Origin of the sequence: Altererythrobacter epoxidivorans (assembly GCF_001281485.1) — a bacterium.
Lineage (GTDB): Bacteria > Pseudomonadota > Alphaproteobacteria > Sphingomonadales > Sphingomonadaceae > Erythrobacter > Erythrobacter epoxidivorans.
On the sequence record NZ_CP012669.1, the window covers coordinates 1,749,917 to 1,773,368 of the forward strand.

26 protein-coding genes and 1 tRNA gene are annotated in these 23,452 nt (G+C 60.0%); 12 read left to right on the forward strand and 15 right to left on the reverse strand.

The window, feature by feature from the left end; translation table 11 throughout:
* Positions 1-66: 66 nt before the first annotated feature.
* Complete coding sequence (locus AMC99_RS08830; protein ID WP_061925610.1) at positions 67-1,104, forward strand: alpha/beta hydrolase; 1,038 nt, start codon at positions 67-69, stop codon at positions 1,102-1,104.
* Here AMC99_RS08830 and AMC99_RS08835 read toward each other — a convergent pair.
* From AMC99_RS08835 to AMC99_RS08845, 3 genes are all read right to left on the reverse strand, one after another.
* Positions 1,101-2,207, reverse strand: coding sequence for an ATP phosphoribosyltransferase regulatory subunit (locus tag AMC99_RS08835; protein WP_061925612.1), 1,107 nt, complete (start codon positions 2,205-2,207; stop codon positions 1,101-1,103). The genes AMC99_RS08830 and AMC99_RS08835 overlap by 4 nt on opposite strands.
* 28 nt (positions 2,208-2,235) lie before the next feature.
* Positions 2,236-3,822 (reverse strand): phosphoglycerate dehydrogenase, encoded by a 1,587-nt coding sequence (gene serA, locus AMC99_RS08840; protein ID WP_061925615.1) that lies wholly within the window; start codon positions 3,820-3,822, stop codon positions 2,236-2,238.
* 87 nt (positions 3,823-3,909) lie between these two features.
* Positions 3,910-5,067, reverse strand: a complete 1,158-nt coding sequence (locus AMC99_RS08845) for a phosphoserine transaminase (protein ID WP_061925619.1) — start codon at positions 5,065-5,067, stop codon at positions 3,910-3,912.
* Between the two features lie 186 nt (positions 5,068-5,253).
* Between AMC99_RS08845 and AMC99_RS08850 the strand changes: the two genes are divergently transcribed.
* On the forward strand, positions 5,254-6,444 hold the full coding sequence (locus tag AMC99_RS08850; RefSeq protein ID WP_061925622.1) for a glycosyltransferase family 4 protein: 1,191 nt from the start codon (positions 5,254-5,256) through the stop codon (positions 6,442-6,444).
* Here AMC99_RS08850 and AMC99_RS08855 read toward each other — a convergent pair.
* The 3 genes from AMC99_RS08855 to AMC99_RS08865 all read right to left on the reverse strand — a co-directional run bounded on the left by AMC99_RS08855 (position 6,436) and on the right by AMC99_RS08865 (position 7,965).
* Positions 6,436-6,888: a hypothetical protein gene (locus AMC99_RS08855; RefSeq protein WP_061925625.1), complete on the reverse strand. Its 453-nt coding sequence runs from the start codon at positions 6,886-6,888 to the stop codon at positions 6,436-6,438. The two genes, AMC99_RS08850 and AMC99_RS08855, sit on opposite strands and share 9 nt — an antisense overlap.
* 61 nt (positions 6,889-6,949) lie before the next feature.
* Positions 6,950-7,279 carry a DUF2218 domain-containing protein gene (locus tag AMC99_RS08860; protein ID WP_061925627.1) on the reverse strand — a complete coding sequence of 110 codons (330 nt, stop codon included), beginning with the start codon at positions 7,277-7,279 and terminating at the stop codon, positions 6,950-6,952.
* Positions 7,276-7,965: a PadR family transcriptional regulator gene (locus AMC99_RS08865; protein ID WP_232301357.1), complete on the reverse strand. Its 690-nt coding sequence runs from the start codon at positions 7,963-7,965 to the stop codon at positions 7,276-7,278. The genes AMC99_RS08860 and AMC99_RS08865 overlap by 4 nt, the downstream gene beginning before the upstream one ends.
* Positions 7,966-8,090: 125 nt before the next feature.
* Between AMC99_RS08865 and AMC99_RS08870 the strand changes: the two genes are divergently transcribed.
* From AMC99_RS08870 to AMC99_RS08900, 7 genes are all read left to right on the forward strand, one after another.
* Positions 8,091-9,410: a replication-associated recombination protein A gene (locus tag AMC99_RS08870; RefSeq protein WP_061925630.1), complete on the forward strand. Its 1,320-nt coding sequence runs from the start codon at positions 8,091-8,093 to the stop codon at positions 9,408-9,410.
* Complete coding sequence (locus AMC99_RS08875) at positions 9,410-10,294, forward strand: hypothetical protein (protein ID WP_061925633.1); 885 nt, start codon at positions 9,410-9,412, stop codon at positions 10,292-10,294. The genes AMC99_RS08870 and AMC99_RS08875 overlap by 1 nt, the downstream gene beginning before the upstream one ends.
* A 52-nt stretch (positions 10,295-10,346) precedes the next feature.
* A tRNA-Thr gene (locus tag AMC99_RS08880) sits at positions 10,347-10,422 on the forward strand.
* A gap of 170 nt (positions 10,423-10,592) precedes the next feature.
* Positions 10,593-11,744: an HNH endonuclease gene (locus tag AMC99_RS08885; protein WP_061925636.1), complete on the forward strand. Its 1,152-nt coding sequence runs from the start codon at positions 10,593-10,595 to the stop codon at positions 11,742-11,744.
* Positions 11,741-12,955, forward strand: a complete 1,215-nt coding sequence (locus AMC99_RS08890; RefSeq protein WP_061925639.1) for a DNA cytosine methyltransferase — start codon at positions 11,741-11,743, stop codon at positions 12,953-12,955. Before AMC99_RS08885 ends, AMC99_RS08890 begins: the two co-directional genes overlap by 4 nt.
* Before the next feature lie 73 nt (positions 12,956-13,028).
* Positions 13,029-13,418: a hypothetical protein gene (locus AMC99_RS08895; RefSeq protein WP_061925642.1), complete on the forward strand. Its 390-nt coding sequence runs from the start codon at positions 13,029-13,031 to the stop codon at positions 13,416-13,418.
* 82 nt (positions 13,419-13,500) lie between these two features.
* Entirely contained in the window at positions 13,501-14,271 is a 771-nt protein-coding gene (locus tag AMC99_RS08900) for a hypothetical protein (RefSeq protein WP_157058289.1), read from the forward strand.
* Positions 14,272-14,476: 205 nt separating this feature from the next.
* Here the strand turns inward: AMC99_RS08900 and AMC99_RS08905 are convergent, their stop codons facing one another.
* The 4 genes from AMC99_RS08905 to AMC99_RS08920 all read right to left on the reverse strand — a co-directional run bounded on the left by AMC99_RS08905 (position 14,477) and on the right by AMC99_RS08920 (position 16,799).
* Entirely contained in the window at positions 14,477-14,785 is a 309-nt protein-coding gene (locus AMC99_RS08905; protein WP_061925648.1) for a hypothetical protein, read from the reverse strand.
* The gene (locus AMC99_RS08910) at positions 14,782-15,042 is read right to left on the reverse strand and encodes a hypothetical protein (RefSeq protein ID WP_061925650.1); all 261 of its coding nucleotides are present in this window, start codon (positions 15,040-15,042) and stop codon (positions 14,782-14,784) included. Before AMC99_RS08910 ends, AMC99_RS08905 begins: the two co-directional genes overlap by 4 nt.
* Positions 15,043-15,084: 42 nt before the next feature.
* Positions 15,085-15,924: a hypothetical protein gene (locus tag AMC99_RS08915; RefSeq protein ID WP_061925653.1), complete on the reverse strand. Its 840-nt coding sequence runs from the start codon at positions 15,922-15,924 to the stop codon at positions 15,085-15,087.
* A gap of 275 nt (positions 15,925-16,199) precedes the next feature.
* Entirely contained in the window at positions 16,200-16,799 is a 600-nt protein-coding gene (locus tag AMC99_RS08920; RefSeq protein WP_061925656.1) for a hypothetical protein, read from the reverse strand.
* 151 nt (positions 16,800-16,950) lie between these two features.
* Here AMC99_RS08920 and AMC99_RS13865 point away from each other — a divergent pair, with 151 nt between their 5' ends.
* Together AMC99_RS13865 and AMC99_RS08930 are read left to right on the forward strand one after the other, a co-directional pair.
* Positions 16,951-17,313, forward strand: coding sequence for a ribbon-helix-helix domain-containing protein (locus AMC99_RS13865; protein ID WP_198143506.1), 363 nt, complete (start codon positions 16,951-16,953; stop codon positions 17,311-17,313).
* Positions 17,314-17,530: 217 nt separating this feature from the next.
* On the forward strand, positions 17,531-17,992 hold the full coding sequence (locus tag AMC99_RS08930; protein WP_061925659.1) for a hypothetical protein: 462 nt from the start codon (positions 17,531-17,533) through the stop codon (positions 17,990-17,992).
* Positions 17,993-18,013: 21 nt separating this feature from the next.
* On the opposite strand, the gene AMC99_RS08935 is transcribed toward AMC99_RS08930, so the two are convergent.
* The 5 genes from AMC99_RS08935 to AMC99_RS08955 all read right to left on the reverse strand — a co-directional run bounded on the left by AMC99_RS08935 (position 18,014) and on the right by AMC99_RS08955 (position 22,849).
* The gene (locus AMC99_RS08935; RefSeq protein WP_061925662.1) at positions 18,014-18,589 is read right to left on the reverse strand and encodes a hypothetical protein; all 576 of its coding nucleotides are present in this window, start codon (positions 18,587-18,589) and stop codon (positions 18,014-18,016) included.
* 96 nt (positions 18,590-18,685) lie between these two features.
* Complete coding sequence (locus tag AMC99_RS08940; RefSeq protein ID WP_061925665.1) at positions 18,686-19,303, reverse strand: hypothetical protein; 618 nt, start codon at positions 19,301-19,303, stop codon at positions 18,686-18,688.
* 492 nt (positions 19,304-19,795) lie between these two features.
* A complete protein-coding gene (locus tag AMC99_RS08945; protein ID WP_198143507.1) occupies positions 19,796-22,207 on the reverse strand; it encodes a bifunctional DNA primase/polymerase in 2,412 nt (803 codons plus the stop codon).
* 114 nt (positions 22,208-22,321) lie between these two features.
* Positions 22,322-22,534 (reverse strand): helix-turn-helix domain-containing protein, encoded by a 213-nt coding sequence (locus AMC99_RS08950; RefSeq protein ID WP_061925671.1) that lies wholly within the window; start codon positions 22,532-22,534, stop codon positions 22,322-22,324.
* 90 nt (positions 22,535-22,624) lie between these two features.
* Complete coding sequence (locus tag AMC99_RS08955) at positions 22,625-22,849, reverse strand: helix-turn-helix domain-containing protein (protein ID WP_061925672.1); 225 nt, start codon at positions 22,847-22,849, stop codon at positions 22,625-22,627.
* A 135-nt stretch (positions 22,850-22,984) separates the two neighbouring features.
* On the opposite strand from AMC99_RS08955, the gene AMC99_RS08960 reads away from it, so the two are divergent.
* Entirely contained in the window at positions 22,985-23,401 is a 417-nt protein-coding gene (locus tag AMC99_RS08960; protein ID WP_061925675.1) for a hypothetical protein, read from the forward strand.
* The last annotated feature ends 51 nt before the right edge of the window (positions 23,402-23,452 follow it).

Sequence of the window (23,452 nt, forward strand, 5' to 3'; positions counted from 1 at the left end):
AATTCGCGACTTTCCAACGCCGCGAAAATTCATAGCCTCCGATGTCATAAAACACCGGAGGATTTCATGACCCGTCTCGCCTTGACCGCTGCCACGATCGCAGTCGGTTTTTCAGCCGCATCCATCGCTGCCGCGCAGGACATGCTGCCGCGCGAATGTCGCCAGGAAATCGTCCTGCTGTGCGGCAAGGACAGGAGCCAGCTTCGCAGCTGCATCGCCGAAAAGCGTGACCAGCTCACCGCCAGTTGCCGTGACGAAATCCGCAAGCGGGTTGAGGCAAGGCGCGGAGACAGACGCGCGGGCAAGCTCGCTGCGGCGTTTTCAGGCAAGGCTGCGGAAATGACCTATGGCAGCGATGCGCTGCAAACGCTCGATTTCCATGCAGCCGCGACGGATCGGCCCGCCCCGCTCGTCCTGTTCGTCCATGGCGGCGGTTGGAAACGCGGCGACAAGAACAATGCGACGGGCGAGTTCAAGGCCGCCCATTACAACGAGCAGGGGTATCACTTCGCATCGATCAACTATCGCCTCGTCCCGGATGCCACCGTGGAAGAGCAGGCTGCCGATGTCGCTGCCGCGCTCGCAAAACTGCTCGCCGAGGCCGACAGGTTGAAGATTGATCGCAGCCGCGTCGTCCTGATGGGGCACAGCGCGGGCGCGCACCTCGTCTCGCTGGTCGGCACGGACCCGCAATATTTGCGCGGCGCGGGCCTTACCCTGTCCGATGTGAGGGGGATCATCCCGCTCGACGGCGCAGCCTATGACGTCCCTGCGCAAATGGGTGAGAACGCCCGGCTGATGGGCGACACTTACGAGCAGGCTTTCGGCACCGATCCTGCGCGCCAGCGTGCGCTGTCGCCTACCTTCAATGCGCGGGCGCCGAACGCGCCTGCCTTCCTGATCCTCCATGTCCAGCGCAAGGACGGAACGGCCCAGAGCAAGGCGTTGGGTGAAGCGCTAAGGCAGGGGGGTACCGATGCGACGGTGCGCGGGTTCGAGGGTCGCGGGCTGCAGGGCCATGCCGAAATCAACCGCCGGATGGGCGACCCCGATTATGCGGCAACGCCTGTGGTCGACGCCTGGCTGAAATCGGTCTTCCGCTAGAGCGCGACCGGTTCCTTGCCGTCGAGGCGGTGGGTGCATCCCAGCGCCCTTGCATCCTCGCCTTCGCCGATCTGGGCCCGCGTGCGCCAGCCGATTGCGCGCAGCCGCGACGCTGCATCGCGGTCATGGCCGAGCGGCAGGTAGAGGCAATCTTCTGCAGGCTGATCGATATCGCCTGAAGCGAGCGATTCAACGAAGATGGAAAATCCGGTCGCCGCTTCTTCGCTGCCGCGAATTCGATAAGTGCCGCCGCGACCGACTGCACCGCGCACACCCTCTGCATAGAGGGTGAAGCCGATCCAGCTCTGGTATTCGAAGCCGTGGCGCTCGGTCGGGTCGAGCGTGATGCGCGCCTTGCCATCGATCCGTGCGGCAACCGCTTTCAGCCCCTCGATCCGGCTGGCGAGCGCGCCGCCTGCGTCGATGTCCTTCAACTTTGCCAGCGCTTCGTCGAAAGGTCCGGCCGCATAAAGCAAGGGCAGGTAAGCCTCTCCGCCTGCTGCCTTGAGCCCACCTGCATCCTTCATGTCGAGTTCGCGGCGCACGGCGTCCCGGGCGTCACCGGCCAGTGGCAGCGCCTTGTCCGACAGGGTGTCGACCAGGTCGGGCAGCGTGAAATCGACCGAAACACCCTTCAATCCGGCGGCATGCAGCGCCTCGACCGCGATCGAAACGACTTCGCAGACGGCCTCGACCGAATCCGAGCCGACCAGTTCCGCGCCAAGCTGGATGCGTTCGCGCGCCGGATCGAGCTGGTCCGCCTTAATAAGCGCGGTTTCGCCCGAATAAGCGAGCCGCAGCGGCCGCGGCGCGTTGGCCATGATCGTTGCCGCGATGCGCCCGATCTGCGGGGTGATGTCGCTGCGCAGTGCAAGGGTCCGCAGGCTGACCGGATCGACGAAGCGGAACATGCGGCGCGGCTGCACGCCGTCCATCCGCCCGGCCAGCGACTTTTCGAATTCCACGATCGGCGGCCGCACGCGGTCGTATCCATGCGAACCGAGCACATCGAGGCAGGCGCGCATGGCGCGGGTAATCGTTGCCGCTTCGCGCGGCAGGCGGTCTTCGAGACCTTCGGGCAGGAGATCGTCTGGTTCAGTCATGTCAGCCGGTCGCCTGCCCGAATGGAGCTTAAAACTCCAGAGGCTTCACGAATTTCACTCCTTCGAGGTCGCATGCCTGCTTCACCACGTCCTGCGGGATCGGCTGGTCTACGCTCAGGAGCAGCACTGCCTCGCCGCCGGCATCGCGGCGTCCGAGGTGGAAAGTGCCGATGTTGATGCCGTTCTGGCCTAGCAGCGTACCGATGCGGCCGATGAAGCCCGGCGCGTCCTCGTTGACGATGTAAAGCATGTGCCCAGCCAGCTCGGCCTCGATACCGACGCCGAAGATTTCGACGAGGCGCGGTGCGTCCGAACCGAACAGCGTGCCTGCAACCGAACGGTCGCCCTGCTCGGTCCCAACCGTCACGCGAATCAGCGTGTTGTAGGCGCCTTCACGCTCGTGACGGACCGATCGCACGTCGAGACCGCGCTCCTTCGCCAGGAACGGCGCGTTGACCATGTTCACCGTGTCCGAATACTGCTTCATCAGGCCGGCGAGCACTGCGCCCTCGATGGGCTTGCCCGACAGACCGGCGGCAGCGCCTTCGCGCTCGATGCTGATCTTGGTCAGATTGCCATGCGCCAGTTGCCCGACGAGGCTGCCGAGGTTTTCGGCGAGTTTCATGTAAGGCTTGAGCTTAGGCGCTTCCTCTGCGCTCAGCGACGGCATGTTGAGCGCATTGGTGACGCCCCCGTTGACGAGGAAATCGGCCATCTGCTCTGCAACCTGCAGCGCGACATTGACCTGCGCTTCGGTTGTCGAAGCGCCAAGGTGCGGCGTACAGATGAAGTTCGGCGTACCGAACAGAGGGTGATCCTTTGCCGGCGGTTCGGTTTCGAACACGTCGAGCGCGGCGCCTGCGACATGACCGCTGTCGAGCAGGTCCTTCAGCGCCGCTTCGTCCACCAGTCCGCCGCGTGCGCAGTTGACGATGCGGATGCCCGGTTTCGCATTCTCGAGCCGTTCGCGGCTGAGGATATTGCGCGTCTGGTCGGTCAGCGGGGTGTGCAGGCTGACGAAGTCCGCACGGCTGAGCAGCGTGTCGAGATCGACCTTTTCTACGCCGAGTTCGACCGCGCGGTCTTCCGTCAGGAACGGATCGTACGCGACGACCTTCATCCTGAGGCCGAGCGCACGGCTAGCGACGATCGAGCCGATATTGCCTGCACCGACGAGGCCGAGGGTCTTGCCGGTCACTTCGACGCCCATGAAGGCGCTCTTGGGCCATTCGCCGGCCTGGGTGCGTGCATTCGCTTCGGGAATCTGGCGGGCAAGCGCCATCATCAGGGCGATGGCGTGTTCGGCGGTCGTGATCGAGTTGCCGAACGGCGTGTTCATCACCACCACGCCCTTGCCGCTGGCATAGGGAATGTCGACATTGTCGACGCCGATACCGGCGCGTCCGATGACCTTCAGATTGGTCGCGGCGTCGAGGATGGCGGGCGTCACCTTGGTCGAGCTGCGGATGGCGAGGCCATCGTATTCGCCGATGCGGGCAGCCAGTTCTTCGGGGGTTTCACCGGTGATGACGTCGACGTCGCAGCCGCGCTCTTCGAAAATACGCGCGGCATTGGGGTCCATCTTGTCACTGATGAGGACTTTGGGTTTGCTCATGACGGAATTGTCCTGTCGTTCTCCCGGCATGCGGCCGGGCAATAATTGGGGAATGGCGGCGACCCTGGTTGCGGGTCGCCAGCCGGATCAGCCGTTCTTGACCTGTTCGTAGGCCCACTCGATCCACGGCAGGAGACGCTTCAGGTCTTCCTGTTCGACCGTGCCGCCGCACCATACGCGCAAGCTCGGCGGAGCGTCGCGATAGCCGTTAAAGTCGTAACCGACATCGCGGTCTTCGAGCAGCTTGACGATCTTCTTGGGAACGCCCGCCTTGTCCTCGTCGGATAGGCTGTCGTACCATTCGCCCTGGAAGACGAAGCAGACACCGGTGTTCGTGCGCTTGGCAGGGTCGGAGACCATGTTGCGCAGCCACGGCGTGGCCTCGATCCAGTCGGTCACGATCTTGGCATTGGCATCAGCGCGTTCGAACATGGCCTTGCGGCCGCCCATTGCCTGGGCCCATTCGAGGGCGTCGATGTAATCTTCCGTCGCCAGCATCGACGGCGTGTTGATCGTCTCGCCGCGGAAGATGCCTTCGTTGATCTTGCCGCCCTTCTTGAGGCGGAACAGCTTGGGCAGCGGCCATTCGGGATCGTATTCCTCGATCCGGGCAACGGCCTTGGGGCTGAGGATCAGCATGCCGTGCTGCGCTTCGCTGCCCATCACCTTCTGCCAGCTGTAGGTCGTGGCATCGAGCTTGGCCCAGTCCATCTCCATTGCGAAGACGGCGCTGGTAGCATCGTTGATGGTCACCCCTTCACGGCCCGGCGCAAGCCAGTCGGTGTTGGGGATCTTCGCGCCGCTCGTCGTACCGTTCCATGTGAACACGACGTCGCTTTCCTGCGGTATCGAGGCGAGATCGGGGATTTCGCCGTAATCGGCGTCGAGCGTTGTCAGCTGCGGCAGCTTGAGCTGCTTGACCGCGTCCTGGATCCAGACATTGCCGAAGCTTTCCCATGCGGCGACCGTTGCGGGACGGTCGGGGCGCAGCATCGTCCACATGGCGCATTCGAGCGCGCCGGTGTCCGATGCCGGCATGATGCCGACAAGGTAATCCTCGGGCACGCCGAGCATCTCCTTCGACAGGTCGATGGCATATTTCAGCCGCGACTTGCCAAGGGCGCTACGATGCGAGCGTCCGAGCGATTCGGTTTTGAGATTGGAAGCCGACCAGCCCTTGTGCTTGGCGGTCGGACCGGACGAAAAGAAAGGGCGCTCTGGCTTGAGCGTCGGTTCAGCAGTCATGTATTCTCTCCTTGCAGAGAGCACGCGCGGCGTTGGGACCGCGTGGCCCACTGGCGGCAATAATCTTGCGTTGGCCTGAGTCAATGAAGAATATGAATTCATGAACAGAGCGAGCGACCGGCAAAAGGGTTCCGTGTCGCGCAGCCTCTCGCCTTTCTCGCTGCGCTTCTCTATGCGCTTGCCGCTATGGAAGTCTCAGATCTCCGCATTGCGCTGTTCAGCGGCAACTACAATTACGTGCGCGATGGCGCGAACCAGGCGCTGAACCGCCTTGTCGAATACCTGCTGCGCATGGGCGCTTCGGTCAGGATCTATGCGCCCGTCGTGGAAAATCCCGCCTTCGAACCGACCGGCGACCTTGTTGCAGTTCCGAACATCCGCATGCCGGTGAAGAACCGCGGCGAATACCGCCTGCCGACAGGGCTGGACGAGAAGGCGCTCAAGGATCTGGAGAAATTCCAGCCCAATATCGTGCATCTGTCCTCGCCCGATCCGACCGCGCATCGTGCGCTGCGCTGGGCGCAGGATCACGACATTCCCGTGCTCGCATCGGTGCACACCCGCTTCGAGACCTATCCGCGCTATTACAAGGCGGCCTTCCTCGAACCTCTCGTCGTCTGGCTGCTGAAGCGGTTCTACCACCGTTGCGACGCACTGGTTGCACCTTCGCAGAGCATGATCGAGGAACTGATCGCGACCGACATGCACGACGATATCGCGCTGTGGACCCGCGGCGTCGATCGCACGATCTTCTCTTCGGAAAAGCGCGACATGGAATGGCGCCGCTCGCTCGGCCTTGCCGACGATGACGTGGCGATCGTCTTCCTGGGCCGCCTGGTGATGGAAAAGGGGCTCGACGTCTTCGCCGAAACCATCGTCCAGCTGCGCAAGATGCAGGTCCCGCACAAGGTGCTGGTGATCGGTGACGGCCCGGCCCGCAAGTGGTTCGAACACGCGCTTCCGGGCGGGATTTTCGCAGGCTTCCAGACCGGACCCGACCTTGGCCGCGCGCTTGCCAGCGGCGATATCTTCTTCAATCCGTCGATCACCGAAACCTTCGGCAATGTGACGCTGGAAGCGATGGCGAGCGGCCTGCCCGTGGTTGCCGCAGGCGCGACCGGTGCGTCGAGCCTCGTCGACGACTGGGAAACGGGTCGGCTGGTGCCCCCCGGCGATGCCAAGGCCTTTGCCGAGGCGATCAAGCCCTATTGCACCAATGACGATCTGCGCGCGCGCCACGGCGCTGCGGGCGAGGACAAGTCCCGCGAATACAGCTGGGACGCGATCAACAGCGTCGTCGCCGAAACCTACATCAGGCTGGTCGAACGGCGCGAACAGGAACGCGCCGAAGACCTGCTGGCCGAAGGGTCAGCGTAGGACGCCTGCTGCCGTCATGCGGCGCGCGTAATAGGCAAGCGCGGCGGTGACGATCCAGATGACGGCGGTGAAGATCCAGGTGAACGGCGAATCCAGTTCAGCCGGGATGTCGGATGTCATGGTGAAAACCGTCGTGCCGAGCAGGCCGACGAGCGACAGTACGAATGCGTGGAATGCGAACTTGCTGCGGACCAGCAGCAGGATCGAACCCGCAACCGCACCCCAGACACCGAAGGCCCACATGGCATCCGCCCACAGCGGGAAATTGGTGTAATGTCCCACGAGAGTGTCGAGCGGCACGCCCGCGTTGGTCGCAGCGGTCGCAAGGTAATCCATGTTCCGCGTCTGGGTCATGGTGTAGTCGTAAGCCCCGCCCGAGTTCCAGAGCAGCGCGACGAGCCCGATCACCCAGAGGTGCCACGGCGTTTTGACAGCTTCGGTCATATTTGATCCCCCTTCCCGAGATGCGGCGTTTTATCACCGGAACCGGGAAGAGGCGAATCAATCAGCAATCGGCGGTTTCTCGCCAGTCGAACGCCAGCGGAGCTTCGCGGAAGGCAAAACGGTCGAGATGGTGTTCGACAACGCCCTTCAATGCCTCCAGTTGCCCGGGCTCGCTCGCCACGATCGAGCAGCGGAGTGTCCCATCCTCTGCCGTCATCGTGAACACGGCATCGCCTTGCCACGATCCCGACTTGCCCTCGGCCGGAAACGTCACGCGCCCTTCGTTCTTGTCGAATGCGACGTCGAGATTGTGCGACCAGTGCTTGCAAAGCTGCTGCAGGTAACGCGAACCGTTCTGCGTCGGGACGCTAGCTTCGGCGGCGACGCTCATAGCCGTTCGATCCTGCGCGCGGCATCGTCGAGAATATCGACGATCTGTTCGAGCGTTTCGCCATCGAGGTTACCCGCATGGCGGTGGAGCCGCATCGCATTGCGAAGGTTTTCCATTGCCCGATGCATCTGGCGATTGGGGGATGAACGAACCTGCTCGCCAACCTCCGCCAGCCGCTTGATCACGGCGGCGACTGCCTTTTCCTCGTCGGCCAGTTCCTTGCGCCCGGCATCGGTCGCTTCGAAAACCTTGCGCGAGGTATCGTCGGGTAGTTCCGCGATCAGCCCTTCATCCAGCATCATCTGCAAGGTCGGGTAGATCACGCCCGGGCTGGGCGCATATTCGCCGCCGGACGATTCCTCGATCGCCTTGATCAAATCGTAGCCGTGACGTGGCTGGTCGGCGATCAGGCTCAGCAGCAGGAGACGAAGCTCACCGCGATCGAACCGGCGGCGGCGTCCACGTCCGCCTCGCCCACCCCGGCCGCCTCCGCGTCCGTCACCGAATGGGCCACCAGGACCGAACGGGCCATCGGGACCGAAAGGCCCATCCTCTCCGAACGGACCACCCGGACCGAATACTGCGTCGACGCCGGAGCGTTTGAAATCGCGCGAATTCATCTTTCCCATGCGGGCCGCACGCTTCCAGTTCCTGCGCATATCGCGCTCGTCAAAACCGAATCTCATATATCATAATCCTTCTTAAGATAGCTTACGATATATCTTAGAATGTTTAATCTTCAAGTAGTCCGGTGCATTTTTGCGTTTGCGGGGGTCGCCGCGAAGGCCGCGCTCACCTATCTATGCTGCCTATGGCCGACCTCTTCGCAGACGAACTTCCCCACGACAGCCGCGCCGATGCCCCTCGCGACGATGCGCCGCTGGCCGACAGGCTGCGGCCGCGTGTCCTGGGCGAAGTTATCGGACAGGATCACCTGACCGGACCGGAAGGCGCGATCGGCCGGATGGTGGCGGCAGGCCGCCTGTCCTCTATGATCCTGTGGGGGCCACCGGGCACGGGCAAGACCAGCATTGCACGCCTGCTTGCCGACGCGGTGGGTATGCGTTTCATTTCTGTCAGCGCGGTCTTCTCAGGCGTTGCCGATCTCAAGAAAGCCTTTGCCGAGGCGGACAAGGCGGCGCAGGCCGGCCAGCGCACCTTGCTGTTCGTGGACGAGATCCACCGCTTCAACCGTGCGCAACAGGACGGCTTCCTGCCCTTCGTAGAGCGCGGAACCGTGACGCTGGTCGGCGCGACCACCGAAAACCCGAGTTTCGAGCTCAACGCAGCACTTCTGAGTCGGGCGCAGGTTCTCATACTAGAGCGGCTCGATCACGAGGCGCTGGGCAATCTCCTCGACCGTGCGGAGGAACTGGAAGGCCCCCTCCCCCTCACCCCCGAGGCACGCGAAGCACTGGTCGCGAGCGCCGATGGCGACGGACGTTTCCTGCTCAACCAGGCCGAAACGCTCTACAATGCGCAGATCCCCGAACCGCTCGATCCGGCAGGCCTCGGCAAGTTCCTGCAGCGCCGGGTCGCGGTCTATGACAAGGATCGCGAGGGGCACTACAACCTCATCAGCGCGCTTCACAAATCGCTGCGCGGCAGCGATCCGCAGGCTGCACTTTATTATCTCGCGCGGATGCTCGTGGCTGGCGAGGAACCGCTCTACGTCCTCCGGCGGCTCGTCCGGTTTGCCAGCGAGGATATCGGCCTCGCCGACCCACAAGCGCTGGTTCAGTGCCTTGCCGCAAAGGACGCCTACGATTTCCTCGGCTCTCCCGAAGGCGAACTCGCCGTGGTCCAGGCCTGCCTCTACTGCGCAACCGCTCCCAAATCGAACGCCGCCTACAAGGCACAGAAAGCCGCCTGGCGCAGCGCGAAGGAAACCGGCAGCCTGATGCCGCCGCAGAACATCCTCAACGCACCGACAAAGCTGATGAAAGACATCGGCTACGGCGCGGGATACGCCTACGACCACGATGCGGCAGGTGGCTTCTCCGGCGCGGATTACTGGCCGGAACAGATGGAGCCGCAATCCTACTATTCGCCCGTAGAACGCGGGTTCGAGCGCGAGATCGCCAAGCGGATCGACTATTGGAACAAGCTGCGCGCAGAGCGCGGCGACTGATGACGCCGGGGCGTTTCTCACACTTCCTTGCCATCGACTGGTCGGGCGCGCGGGGCGAACGCCAGAAAGGCATCGCGCTGGCGCTCGCGCATGGCGATGGCGGGCCGCCCGTACTGGTCGAGCGCGGGACATCGTGGTCGCGCGAGGAAGTCCTCGCGATCCTGCTCGACCTGCCGGACAATACGCTGGTCGGAATGGACCTCGGCATCGCCCTCCCCTTCTCCGATTGCGGTGCCTTCTTTCCGCAATGGGACGAAAGCCCGCCGGACGCGAAATCGCTCTGGGCAATGATCGACAGGTTCTGCACCGGCGATCCTCATTTCGAAGCGACCGGATTTGTCACGCATGAGCGCGCACGCGAATATTTCCGCCACGGCAAGGACGCAGAAGGCGCACATTTCCACCTGCGGGCCGCGACCAGCCGCGAAGGGCGCTTCCGCGTGGCTGAGCAAGCCCAGCGCCAGCAGGGCTGCCGCCCGGTCAGCAATTTCAATCTCGTCGGTGCGGCGCAGGTGGGCAAATCGTCCCTGACTGGCATGCGCGTCCTGAACCGGCTGCAGGGGCGCTTGCCCGTCTGGCCCATCGACCCGCTGCCGCAGACAGGTTCGGTACTGGTCGAGATCTACACCTCGCTCGCTGCGAAAGAGGCGGGCATCGGGTCGAACCGCAGCAAGATCCGCAGCTACGAGGACCTGAACGCCGCGCTATCCACCTGGCAGGTGCCGCCGGTGCCCGGCCACGGGATCATTTCGGACCACGCTTCCGATGCCCTCCTGACCGCTGCCTGGCTACGCGAAGTGGCACATGATCCTGCGCGCTGGGCGCCCGGCGGCCTGACGGACGAGATTGCGCGAACAGAGGGCTGGACATTCGGCGCATTCTGAAGGAAAGGCGCCATCGCCCTGATGCAGCGAAGCGTTAGGGCGAAAAAAGAGTGCCGGCTTAGCTCAGTTGGTAGAGCAGTTGATTTGTAATCATCAGGTCGCGAGTTCGAGTCCCGCAGCCGGCACCACTTTTTCTCTTACAATTTTATAGCTTTAAGCTTTAGTCGCCTTGCCGATTGCGGCTCCCTTGATGGGCCGAATACCGAATAGACACCGAGAAGGCCACTAGGCGCTGATTTCCTCAACCTTCTTAAGGGCGGCTCTGGATTGCCTTTAGGGCGTTTGATACCCCCCAGGCATGTGGCGCTTTGATCAAGGACGAATCGAGTATTTCCAGTTCGATGAGCTGCGGAAGATCGCAAAATTCGCAATCGCGAATGATTTGAAGTCTGCCTCAAGAGGCCCGCTTGTGTCGGCCACTGGGCTGCCTTTTTTGCCCGCAAACGCCGCTTATCCGCCTTGGCGCAATTATTCTCGCGTCTTTCGCACTGCGATGCTAGTCGCCAAAATCGGCAATGTTGCTCGGCCCACCCGCGTCGCTGAACTTCTCGCTCAAGATGGCGTGGTCACCTCTGACGACTACTTTCATTTCTTCGCTCAGGCTTTCACTGATCCAGCTCCCTCGTTCCAAGAATGGGCTCCTAGCCAGTCTCCACGGTTCCCTCTTCTTTTTGCCTTGAAGTTCCTGTTGGCCCGCTCAGTGTTAGGTGAGCCGGTTGTCGCCATCCGTGAAATCGTCGGAGCCTACAGCAAGAGTGGCTTTGACGGAGATGAGGACCAATCCGCTTATCTGGGCTTAGCCAAAAAGCAGTGGTCGTCTGGGGACCACCGGCAGGCCCGAGAAAGCATTCAGATCATTGGCCAGCTTTCGTATCTAAGCGCGTCCTCGTCAGAGGTAACTGTTTCGCTTGAGGATGACGATGCGCTCGATCTATTTGAAAGCCTTCAGGCGATAAGAGGGAAGCAGAAGGGTGATAGCGAGCATGAAATAATGCGGATCGCAGGACTGTTCGAAAGCGCAGTCGCTGGGCTCGATATCGACTTCTCGAAAACCGTTTTTGATGACGCCGTGGAAACCGGTTTTACCGAAGGAACGCGGGTCGAGAAAACTCACATAGTTCTCGAGCGCAATTCGGCGATCAGAAAGGCCTTTTTCGACAAGAACCCGACAACCACCTGCGACTTTTGTGCCAGAGACACAAACAGCGAATTTCCTTGGTCAGATCGTGTACTTGACATCCATCACGTGTTACCGCTTTGTTCCGGCACCCGATCAGACCGGAGCGGCACGGTCCTGGGCGACTTGGTTGCCGTCTGCCCCACTTGCCATCGCGCAGTTCACCGCTTCTATACCCAGTGGTTGAAGGCGCACAGCAAGAAGGATTTTGCGGACGCAGCCGAGGCTCGTGCTGTCTATGACGAAGCCAAGAGTAAGAGGAAGAACGCATGACGGTTGCGCAGCTCAAAACGCAGTCTTTGGATCGCGGAGCAACCCGCCAACAGGCACTGATTCAAGCGGCGTTGCAAAACGGTGGGGACTTGGCCACGGCCTTGGAAGACGCGCGCTGGAGCTACGATGATTTAACATATGCGAACTCGCACGAGAAAGTTTGGAGTGGCGGGAAGCCTACTCGCCTGGCCGACTTCAAGAAGCTTGTCGATCAGGTGCCCCTCGTCAGTTTCTTCACAGGTTGCGGCGGGATGGATCTTGGGTTCGAGAAAATTGGTTTCGAGAACGTGGCCGCCTTCGAATACAATGAGATTTTCTGCAAAACGTTGCGGAAAAATCGACCGTCTTGGAAGGTGTTCGGTCCGCCGTTTGGCAACGGTGACGTATCGAAATTTGACGAGGTCGTTGAAGCTCTAGAGCCGCTTATCCAGACACCTTTCGAGGGCATTTTTGTCGGTGGCCCGCCATGCCAACCATTTAGCATCGCTGCCAATCAGCGCTTTTCCCGATCAGGCGAGAATTTCAAACGGGTAGGCTTCGCCCACGAGAAGAATGGCAACCTTCTCTTCGACTATGTGAACTTGGTTCTGCATTTCAAACCGAAGGTCTTCATTGTTGAGAATGTTCCGGGTCTGAGGGACCTGGACGGTGGAGAACAGTTGGCTTCTGCGATCCAGCTCTTGAGTGAAGCTGGCTACACGATCAACGAACCAACGGTGCTTAACGCTGCTGACTACGGTGTGCCCCAATTTCGGGAGCGTCTGTTCGTTGTTGGGTCGAGGACTAACGCAAAGTTTGAAATTCCTCCAACCAAAGATCATGTCGGTTGCGGGAGCGTATTGAGCGCATTGCCTATTGGCCTCCCAAACCACGAAACCCGTTCGCATAAGGCTGGCTCGATCGAACGCTACGCGCGCCTTGACTATGGCCAAAGGGACCAATTGGGCCGTGTCGACCGTCTTGACCCAACTCTTCCGTCGAAGACGGTAATCGCTGGTGGGACTAATGGAGGCGGGCGATCTCACCTGCACCCTGAAATTCCACGGACGCTCAGTGTTCGTGAGTGCGCGCGTTTGCAGACCTTCCCCGATGATTACGTTTTCTTGGGTCCCACAGCGCGACAGTTTACGCAGGTTGGCAACGCGGTGCCCCCAGTTCTTGCAGCCACACTAGCTCAAGCTTTGGCTGAATGTTACTTTGTGACGGATTGATCGCCCTACGCACCAAATTGCAGGCATCCGTCGGCCAACCGTAGCTGACATGACGCTCCGCAAAGGAGCAGAGATGTCTAATTTCAAAAATTATGCCGGCTTTCGTGATCACTCTACTCGTTACGAGGTCCGCCGTCTGCGCCAACCGTCCCATGGCGGCGTTATTCGGTGTCCCTACATCGAGACCTTCCACGGGCTCGATAGGGCGCGACTAGCCGCGTTCGCACATGCGCTTGATGGTCCTGACGGACCCGACAAAACCATTACCGGGCTGGTCGAAATCTGCCGCATCCACCTGAACGGCGATCAAGTCATCAGAGAAGAACTGGTCGACCTGATTGACGAGCGCGTGGCCTTCAGGTTCTTGAACGACATTGCGCTCCCCCGCCCCAACCAATTGTCTGTCGCTGTCGAGCGTCTGCAAGAAGAAGTGAATCGGCTTGAACGCTTGGGCATCGACTAGTCTCTGATGCAGACAAGCAATTCCCTTCACGGCAAGACAAAGAGCCTATAGTGTCCAAGATATTGTTTTTGGGGGAGCAATGATGAAGAGTTTTCTTCCTGCCGTCGCTGCGCTGACCGCCGTCGCGGCCGCGTTTGTGCCCGCTGTGGCAGAGGCCAAGAAGAAGCCTCGTGAAGCCTGGACGGTTTCACGCACCTCGGACCCGATCACAGGGGACAGCAGTTGCGTCGTAACCGCATACGATACCGTTGCCGGCATGAAATACTCCCGCTTCGGTTTCCTCTACCCGGTGGTCGAGAACAACTCGAAACTGGGACTCCTGATCGGCGTAAGCTCCGGCGGCCAGTATCGGGTCCCGACGGGTGACATACTCTGGCGCATCGACAGCAATCCTCATCGAACTCTGCGAGCGGCTGACAACCCCGCTACCGCCATGAACTCGGCTTACACGACCCAGCCCTTCAAGACAGGAAACGCAGAGACAGATAAGCGGATTGCAGAGGCGATGGCGCAGAGTGGAAGCATGGTCGCTGCGATCACCGCCACGAGCACCATGGCGAGCGGCGAATTAGCCCAGGATTTGCTCACGGAAATGGTCGGAGGGCAAACCCTTCTTTACCGGCAAGCGCAGGTCGCTCCCGCCTACGGTCTTCCCAGCAGCCAGACGGGCCGCGTCGGCCAATACACGAGTGACGAGGGACAGGTGCCGTTCAAGCTCGACGCTTCGTTCCACCGTGGCCTGAAGGAATGCGGCATTGCTCCTGCCCCCAAGCCCGCTGTTACCGAAGAAGCGTCAACTGGCGAGCAGGCAGAGCAGCAACAGGGCGTTGAGCCAGAGACCGGCGGGAACTAGCCAGAGCGCCATATGGCCCGTTCTGGACCTTCGGCGGACGCTGCCGCAGTCTCGGCAGGCTTCGGTCACCGAAAGCTCATATCGGTGACCACCGTGGAACCTACAGGCATCTTCCCTCATCGTGTTCTCCTTCTGACAGCAAGATGACGCAAAAAGGCCCGACCGGGAGCGCCGGACGGGCCTTTCGTTTGCGACACTTATGGGTTCAGCTCATCAGGACGTAGGCTGTGAAGTCTCGGTCCTTGTTCGCACGGTAGTCGATAGGCCAAGGGCCACGACACCAGAGATGCTGCATCTTCGGGCGACCAAGTTGGGCGACCCACATCTCCTCGTATCCGAGGTCGACCAGAAACTGCTTGAACTCGACCAGGTGTTCGGGCGCGACTTCGTTCAGCTCTAGGTCGGTGCAAGCGTGGAACGCCTCAGCCAGACCAACGACCTGGTGACCGGCAAGCCGATGAATGCCGAGCCGCATGGCATGGGCCCGGTCGTCATCGATCAGTTTCCCGATCACGAGTTGAGCGCGCGGTTCGACCGCGTCCGGTCCGGCCAGGTGCCGTTGTCAGGCGCGCCGACCGGCAGGCCCTCTACGGCGACCGGGTCGATGCCCGTGGTGATCGCAACAGCCGCCCAGGCGTCGATGCCAGGTGCGCCGACCAGGTGAGCGGCGGCAATGCGTGCGGCAGCCTCGTCGGCGCCCTCGGCGATGATGAAGCCGATACCGTCAGCGCGGCGATCGGAGGGAGCGGGATGGAATGCAAAAATGGCCATGGCTTAATTTCCTTTCAGTGTCGGTGGGGTCTGGGGCTGTATTCAGGCGGCGCGACGGGCAGCGAGCCCGGCAGCGATGCGGTCGGTGGACGCAGGTTCGTCCGTGGGCGTTTCGTCGGCTTCGGACTGGTCGTCGTGGGCCTCATCCTCTTCGGTCTCGTAGCCGTAGGCGCCAATCTCCTGCTCGCGCTTCTTGAGCATAGCGATGTCGATGGAGCGCTGCGGATTGGACTTGCCTGTCTCGAACTCCTGGTCCGAATTGAGAGCTTCCAGGACGCGGCGCTCGGCTTCGACGAGGGCTTGGCTCAGTTCGCGATGGAGCTCTCCGAAAAGAATGTCCGAAAGCTCGCCTGCGTTGAACGGGCGATCGTCACGCTTCATGCCGTGGACGCGTCCGCAAAGTGCGGCGGCCAGTTCCTTGTCCTTGGTAGCAGCAGCCAGTTCGGCCAGGCTTGCCAGTTCGACAGGACCCGAGTTCTCGATCTGCTGCTGGATGCGGCTGCGGCGTTCCGAACCGAGCGTGTCCCGCATCAGGAGTTGCATGGGCGAGCGGTAGAGGGCTTCGGCCTTGCGGACCCGTTCGGCCAGTCCGCCAAGCTCGCGGGTAAGCGCGAGACGGTTGTCCTTGGTCTGGCGGACAAGCTCGGCACGGTAGCCGCTGATTGCCTTGCTCACCATCGAGTTGCGGTCGCGTTCGCCGATACCGTCGAGCGAGTTTTCGAGCTGCTGGCGACGCTGCGCGAGATTGCTGTTCGCGCTACGGACCAAGGTGTCGTGGTTGTGGCGGTTGGTCGCGATCTTGGCGAGGGTGATGCGAATGTCATCCGGGGTCATCCAAGAGGTCCCGAGGTTGGCCGTCGTCTTGGCGGGGGCAGTGGGCATGGTATTCCTTTCAGTTGAGGCTCTAGGCATCTCGCCCGAGGCTGAACCTTTCGACCATGCCCAGGACCATTGCCCAGACGATCGGTCCGCCAACGCAGACCTGGCCGAAGCGCATTCGCTTCGAACTCGACACGAGAAGTCGAATGCGCTCGGCAGGCGAATTAGCGGACCAGCATATTGCCGATGCGGTGCCCACCGCGGTGCTTGAGGGCGACCGCAGTGGGCTAGAGCATGGGATTTAAGGGGAATTGCGGGTCAGACCCGCCGATTGGTTGTTAGGCGGCCTGCTGAAGGCGCTGGATCACACCGACCTGCCCTGCACGGCCGGTGATTTCCTGCCACTCTTCGAATATCGCGACGGGGGAAACCTCGGGCGCATCGCCAGCCACATATTGCAGCACCACCCGGACCAGGCTGGCGGTTTTGGCTTTGATCGCCAGTTCACGGTCGAACGGCATCTTTTTCGCCCGCGAAACCCACTCGGCTTCCTCTCTCGCAAGCTTTTCCTTGCCCCGGTGCCACGTGTCGGTGAGCTGCTTCTGCGAGAAGCCCGCCACAGAAGGGACGTGTGTATACGGTTCAGGAAGTGCGAGGTGGAGCTGGAGGTAGGTGTCTTTGCCGGGCTCCTCTGAGAAGTGGTTCATTGCAAGCAATTCCTCGCCGGTCTCATCATCCCGCATGAGGGCGACTGGCATCGGCAGCTCCACGCCGTCTTCATTCGAACCCCAGATTGCCTCTCCCAACAGGTCATTCGCGAAGACGAAGTCTTCTTCTTCAAGCTTGGTGCTGATCGTGAGCAATCCGTTGAGGGTTAGCTCTGCGCCGATCACATCACAGCTGAGATTGAGTTCATTGGGGGTAGTGTTCTTCCGCATTTTCATTCTCCTTGGTCGTCAGCCGCTTTGGGCTGCTTCAGGCCGCCCATCGGCTCGCTGAGCGGCCCTATTCACGATTCGCTTGCGGCTGTCAAGGGCTACTGTTATGAGCCTTGGGCTGCTTGAAGCGGCCCATAAGGAGAATGTCAGAATGAGTGGTGAAAAGCCGTCGCCCGGTCGCAGATTGAAGCGCATCTCAGTCGCGCTCCAAGAGGATCAGTATATCGGTCTGGAAGAGGTCGCCGAAGATATGGGCGTCACGCTCGCCGATGCGGCAAGGGAGGCGATCAACAGTTACTTGCTCACGGAGCATTGGGGGCAAACGGTCGGTAAGCTGGCCGAGGCGGAAATCGCCAAGGGGCTAACCAACGAGGAAGTCCTAGAGCGGGTGCTCGCCAAATTCCCCCACGCGCAGACCAGCCGGGAATCTGTGGCTTGGTATCGGAGCAAGATGCGTAAGGAGAACCCGAACGTGCCCACCGACAGAGAGGCGCGGGTTAGACGAGAGAGCTAATCCGGTATCCAGACCGGTGCTTTATCATGCGGGTGAAGGCAAAGGGCTTGGAAGCATTGTGCTTTCCAAGCCCTCTCTCGCTGATATGCAATCAGCGGAAATTATTGGTGGATTTCGCTTGGATAAGGCTCATATAAATTTTATGAGACTCTTATGTTGACATATGGCCCTATTATGGGTATAAAAGCCTCTATAAGGTCATATAGAGGAGTTTAATATGCCAGAAGATATTGATAATGAAGTTAAGGATGCCATTCGGGGACTTTATCGCTCCAATGAGCTCGCTAGGAAGTTTTTCGACCATTGTGCGCAACGCGAGCGCGACGCCTCGGAAACAAGCATTGACCGCATCGCTTACCGTCTCGACGTCTCACGAGAGGCCGCCATAGGCTTGGCTCAGGCTTTTGAACAGGCTGGCATCGGTTCGTTTGTGGTCGGACGTAGGGGGCATAAGTCCCGATTTGTTTGGGAATATAGCTGCATAAGCGTAGGGCAGGTGGCAGCGGGCGAAAACGCAGCGCTAGAAGAGCCTGAAAATGCCGTGGATGATACCGACGGTATCGAAGTCGGCGATGCCGGGCAGGCACTGCAAACAATCACTATCGCTGAGGCGAAGAACCTGCTTTCGCGTAGTCTTGGTGTGCCCGTTGAGGCAATTCAAATCACCGTCCAATATTGAACCGACAACTGGTGAGCCGGGCTACCTGCCCGGCTTGACCAGCCGTAGCCCTTCAATCCCTGGCGTGCCGGTATGCGGGGCATTCGCCTTGCGGGCTTCCGCCTCGCTTTCGGCCATCTGGTCGAGCACGTCCTGGGGCGCTTCTCGATACTGTTCCTGCTGCTTAAGTGCGGCCACGCTCCACTGATCGAGCGGGATGGTGCCAGGAACGACCAGGACGCCTGCCTGGCCATCGGTGTCGAACTTGACCCGGCCATCGTCGCGATCGCGCCAGCCGAACTGGCTCTTGCCCAAGAAGATGGCGGCCACGGTATCACCCTTGCGCGCCATGCCCATCAGGAGCTCCCGCAATTCAGCTTCTTCGGCGTCCTTGCGGACATCGACCGCATCAAGCAGTTCACCGTCCTCGTCGATCAGCCGTTTGAGCGTCTTGACTGTGGTGCCGAGCGCCTTCGCGATCTGGTTACGTGGATACCCGTCGAGCAGAGCCTTCGCGACAGCCTGGCGACCTTCGACAGACAGGGCGAGCTTGTTCCAGGGGATAGGCGCCAGTGACGGTAGGGGTGCCTGATACTGCTCCTCGAGCGGGTCAGCCATCGCTGCCGCACGTTCCCGCCTAGCTCGCTTTTTGGGAGATCCTGCCATGTGCGGGCATGTGTCGCGCGGGTGATCGCGGATGATGCCAGCAAATCGTCACACCTTCGGAACGGTCTTCCGATCAAGCACCAGTTTGCGACGCTCCGTCTTGCCATCAAGCATCACGTGTTTCTGCCTTTTTGCCCAATCAATCTTCCGCCGCAGCATTTTCTTGCGTGACGTCCGATCGGCTTCTCGGATGCCTGGGAATAGGTCGAGATACTTCTGACGATCAGCCACCTGGACTTTGTCTGGGTAGCAGGAAAAATACCACGCTTGGAAAGCTTGGGCTTCGATTGGCAACACGCCTACCGCCAGTCCGTAGTCATGCCACCCGATGAAGAGCACATGGTCATTCTTCTCATCGTCGAAGGCGTCCATCAGGTCTTGATCGTCTCTAAGGCTGCCGTCTCGGGATCGCGCATGTTTCATGGCGTTCCAGTATTTGTTGCGGAGACTGACCAGCTCGCCCGTCTTCATTTCGGGGAATGTCATAAGGGCATGTTCGGTGAAGGAGGTCTGATCGGATTGATCCGCAAGAAACGCAGCCAGCTCTGTTCCCCCGCAGGCAAGACAGTGCACAGAGACCGGATCATCGTCTTGGAGAAACAGGGCTAGAGCGGTCCCTAGCTGGCGTCGCGCCAGAGCTACTTTGACTTGTCTTGCTTCGTCCATTGATCCCATGCTCGGTGCTTCACCCGGTTCTTCGGGTCACCATGAGCCCAAAGGTCCTACAATCCCAAAGGCTTGTATTGAGTTTATCCCCTATTGCCGATCAGAGGGTCAGTCCCATGCGGGCATACACGTGCGCATAATGCACGCGGGCGCGCCTTTTGGGGAAAGGCGGCGAGGACGTGAGCGCATCCCGTCCAACCTCATTCCCTAACATTCAAACCGCCGAAACGGCCACGCTCCGACCAGGGAATTTCTCTTTCCCCCCTGTCAGGCCCTGTCCCGGATAAGAAGGCGCGGCTAGACTTCGCATTGTAAAAATCACTATGTTTCTATGAGTTTCTAAGAGCTTTTCCCCTCATCCAGAGGATCATCCGTCTTAGAAAAGCTTAGAAACATAGTGATATCCGGGATGAGGAGCAGAGCCCTGTCTTGGTGACCGTGTCCTAAGAAACGGCCCCCTCACACCTCACTCTATCACCACCGTGTTTTGGCTCACTGCTTGGCCAAATACGCCTTTTCACGCTCGGTCGGCCCCATCGCCTCTGCTGCTGCATCGTCAGCCCTGTAGTAGATGGTCACACCTTGGCCGTTCTTGTTCCGGCCATTAGCAAAACCAGCCACCTTGAGCCACTTGCGGATTGCATCAAGCATCTGCGCTTCCGACGCATCGAAGCGATCCAGAGCGCCATTCTTAACGACCGAAAGCACGTCTTCGGCAGTGAAGAACTGGCCGAACTGTTCCATCTCCCTTTCGAGTGCCTGGAAGTCGACCGGGGCCTCGCCATCGGCCTGTAGGCTCTCGCGCTGTATCGACGCCTTGGCTGGCGTCATTGGCGGGTCAGTGTCGAATAGCACCCTGCCCACGCCGATCCGGTCCAGCCCGAGTTCGTCCCACTTCACACGGCTTGGGGCCCATTCGTTCACCAGCCACCAGCGGACTGCTGCCATCGCCTTGCGGTCCTGGTAGTTGGCCTTCAGCTTGGCGAAATAGGGCGCACGTTCGTCCATCGCTTCCGGACTGGGACGCAAGTAGCAGAAGCGCCTCTCATCCTCCCCTGGCGAGATGTAGAACTTCTGCTCGGGGTTACGGTTGAAGATGTAGTTGGCACCGTTCGGCACCTGCAACTGGCTTTCTTTGTGCATCGGCCGGATGGCAATGAAGTCCTCGGTGATGGGGGCTTTCATGCCCTCATATGCCTCACGCGCCTTCTTCCAGTCAGCGAAGCCGATTTCTTCGCCGAACAGATTGGCCGCAGATACCCGCCACGAGTCATACTTGTCCGTCATTTGCGTGCGACCGAAGTCACCGCAGTTGCGCCAGCCAAGCAATGTGCTCAGTCCAATCTTCATCATGCCTTTGCCTGCACCCTGGGCGCTTTCCAGCACCAGAGCCCAGCGCAGCTTGCGACCCGGTTCCAGACAGCGGGCAGCCCAGTAATCGAGCAGAATTTCCTGCTGCAGCTGATCGCCTGGGAAGAGCCGTTCGACTTCCTGCCGCCACCAGCTTGCATCGCCCGGTTCGGCAGCAAGCGTGGTGTCATACCAGGAATTGAGCGCCACATCTTCGTGCGTGCCCATGTCGATCGAGACCATGCGGTCTTTGCCTGGGAATGCGCCGCACATGCGCACTGAAGGTATGTCGATACCTGCCCGCCCTTTCTTGATCGCATCAAGCAGCGAGCCCTTGCCATTCGACTTTGCCCAGCCAGGTCCGTGCTCAATCTCAAGACCGCGGTCGTCCAGAGTTTCGCCGGTTTCGATATTCACCCACAAGGCGGTCGAACGATCGCGAACGAAAGTCGAGTTAAGCCACTTCGCATATTCGGCTTGATCAGCAGCCTGCTTCAGTTTGCGCAGCTTGCCCTTCTCCAGCTTCGCCTTTCGAGCCTTTGCTGCGTTGGCCTGAAGCTTCGCCTTTACCGGGTCAATGCCCTGCGAAAATGGCTCGGCACCCAGATCATCAGCGAAATCATTCGCTACTGTCGCCGCGTTGATTAGGTCACCACGGTTGCGGTCATTGAGCGCCTTGAAAAGCGTTTTGACAGTGACCCGACGACCATTGTCATCGCTGTGCAAGCTGTCCCACCGACGACCGATGATGTGAGCGTGGTCCGCGTATTCAGGATCCGAAGTGGACCAGTCGATAAACTCCTGACGGGCTTCGCCACCAGAAGCATGGTGGCATGACATCATGAGTTCACGCCATTTGTCTTCTTTTCGATAATCGCACGCCTCAAGACCTGACAACATCAGTTCGACAGCCTCTGCGTCGAACTCGCCATCGCCTTCCGAAGCGACTGCTTCAGGACGACGAATTAGCTGCAAGAGTGCTTCCGGAGCCGGTCGAGTGTCTGCAACTGGCTCGGCAAAAGGATCCCATCGATAGGCCCGGCGCGTGGCCGGATGACTGCTGCCAGGCGCGACCATCTGGCGACCGTGCCCCTTGAACTCGATACCCGGATACTCGTCGTCGGTGTCCCTGACGAGCGTGCCTGCCTCGACGGTCATGTAATAGTGCTGACCGCCTGCACCCGTGTCGACACGCGGCCACTGGTCAAGCTTGATGCCAAGATTGGCTTCAAGACGTGCGACTGGATCGTCGCCATCCTTGAATGCTCGCGGGTCAACGTCGACGACTAGATCGGTCGGGCGCAAACGCACTCCGACATTTACGCCTGCTTTGAGCAGTTCCATAGCCTGGTCAACATCAAGTGCTGCGACCTTGCGCCACCCGCTACCGGGTGCCTTCCCGATGGGCTTACCTTTGGCATCCAGTGCGTTCGGAACATGAAGTGAAATGAACTCATGCGTCGTCGCACGAAAGGGCTCCAGTTCGACAGCATCGAACTCAAATGCTGGCCCCTCACGTTGATTGGAGGGGCTATTCGTCAATACATCAGTCACTTTCAATCCTATTCGTCGAGGGTTTTGGGGGTGCTGTCTGCAGTTGGGCCAATCCCATTCCGGCCTTTCGCTCTAGGGGCGCATCCATCACGCTGCGATGGGTGCGCCCTCCTCTTATGCGGTGGGTGAAAGGCGGGTTGTGGCTTTGGCCAGGTATGCGTTCAAATCGCGCTCGCGATACATTACCGCCGAGCCGATCTTTATGAATCTGGGACCACGTCTGATCGCACGATAGCTGCGCAAGCTGTTCTCGGTCGAACCGAGATAAGCTGCGGCTTCCTTGGTAGTAAGCAGCGGGTCATCGCTGCATGCGGTTTGATTAGTCATTTCGATGCTCTCTGCTGCGGGTCAGGAGCTAAGCAATGCGTTGCCAACAATTCAATTAACGCCAGCAGATTGCTGAATGGGACTTGGCCACTAGCCTCGGGCGAAGGCGTCCAGATCGTCCACATGGTAGCGGATAAGGCGATCTTGGAGCACGCTGTAGCGGGGCCCCTTGGACGTAGCCCGCCAAGTCTTCAGCGTGCCCGCCGTAGTGCCGAGATAGGCTGCCGCTGCTGCACTATCGAGCCAAGGGCTCCTAGGGCTGCTCATTTCCTCACGGACGATCGATCGGATGGCTTCAAGGGTCAGTTCGGTCACGGCGGTCTCTCGATAGGACTTGCAGAAGCTCAGCTAGCTGATCGTGCCGGACGCCTAACCCATCACTTGGACGACTACCTCTTGACTCTCCTTTTTTCTATAGATACGAGTAAATAGTAGAAAGGAGAATTTGAGATGTCGAAGCGAATTATTGAGGTTTCCACCGATGTTTATGCAGCCATTTGGGCATCGCGCCTTGCGGGCGAGAACAGCGAGGAAGAGGTGTTGGCTCGTGTTCTGAAAGTGAGGAATTCGAAGCGTAGCAATGTGGAGGAAAAGCCGAGGTCTTCGGCAGGAGGTGGTGTCTATGATCGGCGCAACAACGTCCACTTTGATGAAGGCTTCAGAATCTTCCGAGACTACAAGGGTGAGCGCTATGAAGCAGTCGCATCAAGCGGCCACTGGGTGCGTTCGGACAACGGATTGAAGTTCCCTACATTGAACCAATTGAATGGCTCAATTGCAGCTGGTGCTGAGAATGTTTGGAATGGCTCCTGGCAGTATCTGAATTCAGAAGGAAAAGCCGTTTCGATTGCGACACTGCGAAGCTAAACCCGATCACAGAGCTTTTGGGGAGCCGGAGGAGCAGTGCTCCGGCTCCGA

What these genes read in the sequence shown, in the direction of transcription:
- AMC99_RS08830 (WP_061925610.1), top strand. Translation starts at nt 67, where the DNA reads ATGACCCGTCTCGCCTTGACCGCTGCCACGATCGCAGTCGGTTTTTCA.
- AMC99_RS08835 (WP_061925612.1), bottom strand. Translation starts at nt 2,207, where the DNA reads ATGACTGAACCAGACGATCTCCTGCCCGAAGGTCTCGAAGACCGCCTG.
- serA (WP_061925615.1), bottom strand. Translation starts at nt 3,822, where the DNA reads ATGAGCAAACCCAAAGTCCTCATCAGTGACAAGATGGACCCCAATGCC.
- AMC99_RS08845 (WP_061925619.1), bottom strand. Translation starts at nt 5,067, where the DNA reads ATGACTGCTGAACCGACGCTCAAGCCAGAGCGCCCTTTCTTTTCGTCC.
- AMC99_RS08850 (WP_061925622.1), top strand. Translation starts at nt 5,254, where the DNA reads ATGGAAGTCTCAGATCTCCGCATTGCGCTGTTCAGCGGCAACTACAAT.
- AMC99_RS08855 (WP_061925625.1), bottom strand. Translation starts at nt 6,888, where the DNA reads ATGACCGAAGCTGTCAAAACGCCGTGGCACCTCTGGGTGATCGGGCTC.
- AMC99_RS08860 (WP_061925627.1), bottom strand. Translation starts at nt 7,279, where the DNA reads ATGAGCGTCGCCGCCGAAGCTAGCGTCCCGACGCAGAACGGTTCGCGT.
- AMC99_RS08865 (WP_232301357.1), bottom strand. Translation starts at nt 7,965, where the DNA reads ATGAGATTCGGTTTTGACGAGCGCGATATGCGCAGGAACTGGAAGCGT.
- AMC99_RS08870 (WP_061925630.1), top strand. Translation starts at nt 8,091, where the DNA reads ATGGCCGACCTCTTCGCAGACGAACTTCCCCACGACAGCCGCGCCGAT.
- AMC99_RS08875 (WP_061925633.1), top strand. Translation starts at nt 9,410, where the DNA reads ATGACGCCGGGGCGTTTCTCACACTTCCTTGCCATCGACTGGTCGGGC.
- AMC99_RS08885 (WP_061925636.1), top strand. Translation starts at nt 10,593, where the DNA reads ATGTGGCGCTTTGATCAAGGACGAATCGAGTATTTCCAGTTCGATGAG.
- AMC99_RS08890 (WP_061925639.1), top strand. Translation starts at nt 11,741, where the DNA reads ATGACGGTTGCGCAGCTCAAAACGCAGTCTTTGGATCGCGGAGCAACC.
- AMC99_RS08895 (WP_061925642.1), top strand. Translation starts at nt 13,029, where the DNA reads ATGTCTAATTTCAAAAATTATGCCGGCTTTCGTGATCACTCTACTCGT.
- AMC99_RS08900 (WP_157058289.1), top strand. Translation starts at nt 13,501, where the DNA reads ATGAAGAGTTTTCTTCCTGCCGTCGCTGCGCTGACCGCCGTCGCGGCC.
- AMC99_RS08910 (WP_061925650.1), bottom strand. Translation starts at nt 15,042, where the DNA reads ATGGCCATTTTTGCATTCCATCCCGCTCCCTCCGATCGCCGCGCTGAC.
- AMC99_RS08915 (WP_061925653.1), bottom strand. Translation starts at nt 15,924, where the DNA reads ATGCCCACTGCCCCCGCCAAGACGACGGCCAACCTCGGGACCTCTTGG.
- AMC99_RS08920 (WP_061925656.1), bottom strand. Translation starts at nt 16,799, where the DNA reads ATGCGGAAGAACACTACCCCCAATGAACTCAATCTCAGCTGTGATGTG.
- AMC99_RS13865 (WP_198143506.1), top strand. Translation starts at nt 16,951, where the DNA reads ATGAGTGGTGAAAAGCCGTCGCCCGGTCGCAGATTGAAGCGCATCTCA.
- AMC99_RS08930 (WP_061925659.1), top strand. Translation starts at nt 17,531, where the DNA reads ATGCCAGAAGATATTGATAATGAAGTTAAGGATGCCATTCGGGGACTT.
- AMC99_RS08935 (WP_061925662.1), bottom strand. Translation starts at nt 18,589, where the DNA reads ATGGCTGACCCGCTCGAGGAGCAGTATCAGGCACCCCTACCGTCACTG.
- AMC99_RS08940 (WP_061925665.1), bottom strand. Translation starts at nt 19,303, where the DNA reads ATGGACGAAGCAAGACAAGTCAAAGTAGCTCTGGCGCGACGCCAGCTA.
- AMC99_RS08950 (WP_061925671.1), bottom strand. Translation starts at nt 22,534, where the DNA reads ATGACTAATCAAACCGCATGCAGCGATGACCCGCTGCTTACTACCAAG.
- AMC99_RS08960 (WP_061925675.1), top strand. Translation starts at nt 22,985, where the DNA reads ATGTCGAAGCGAATTATTGAGGTTTCCACCGATGTTTATGCAGCCATT.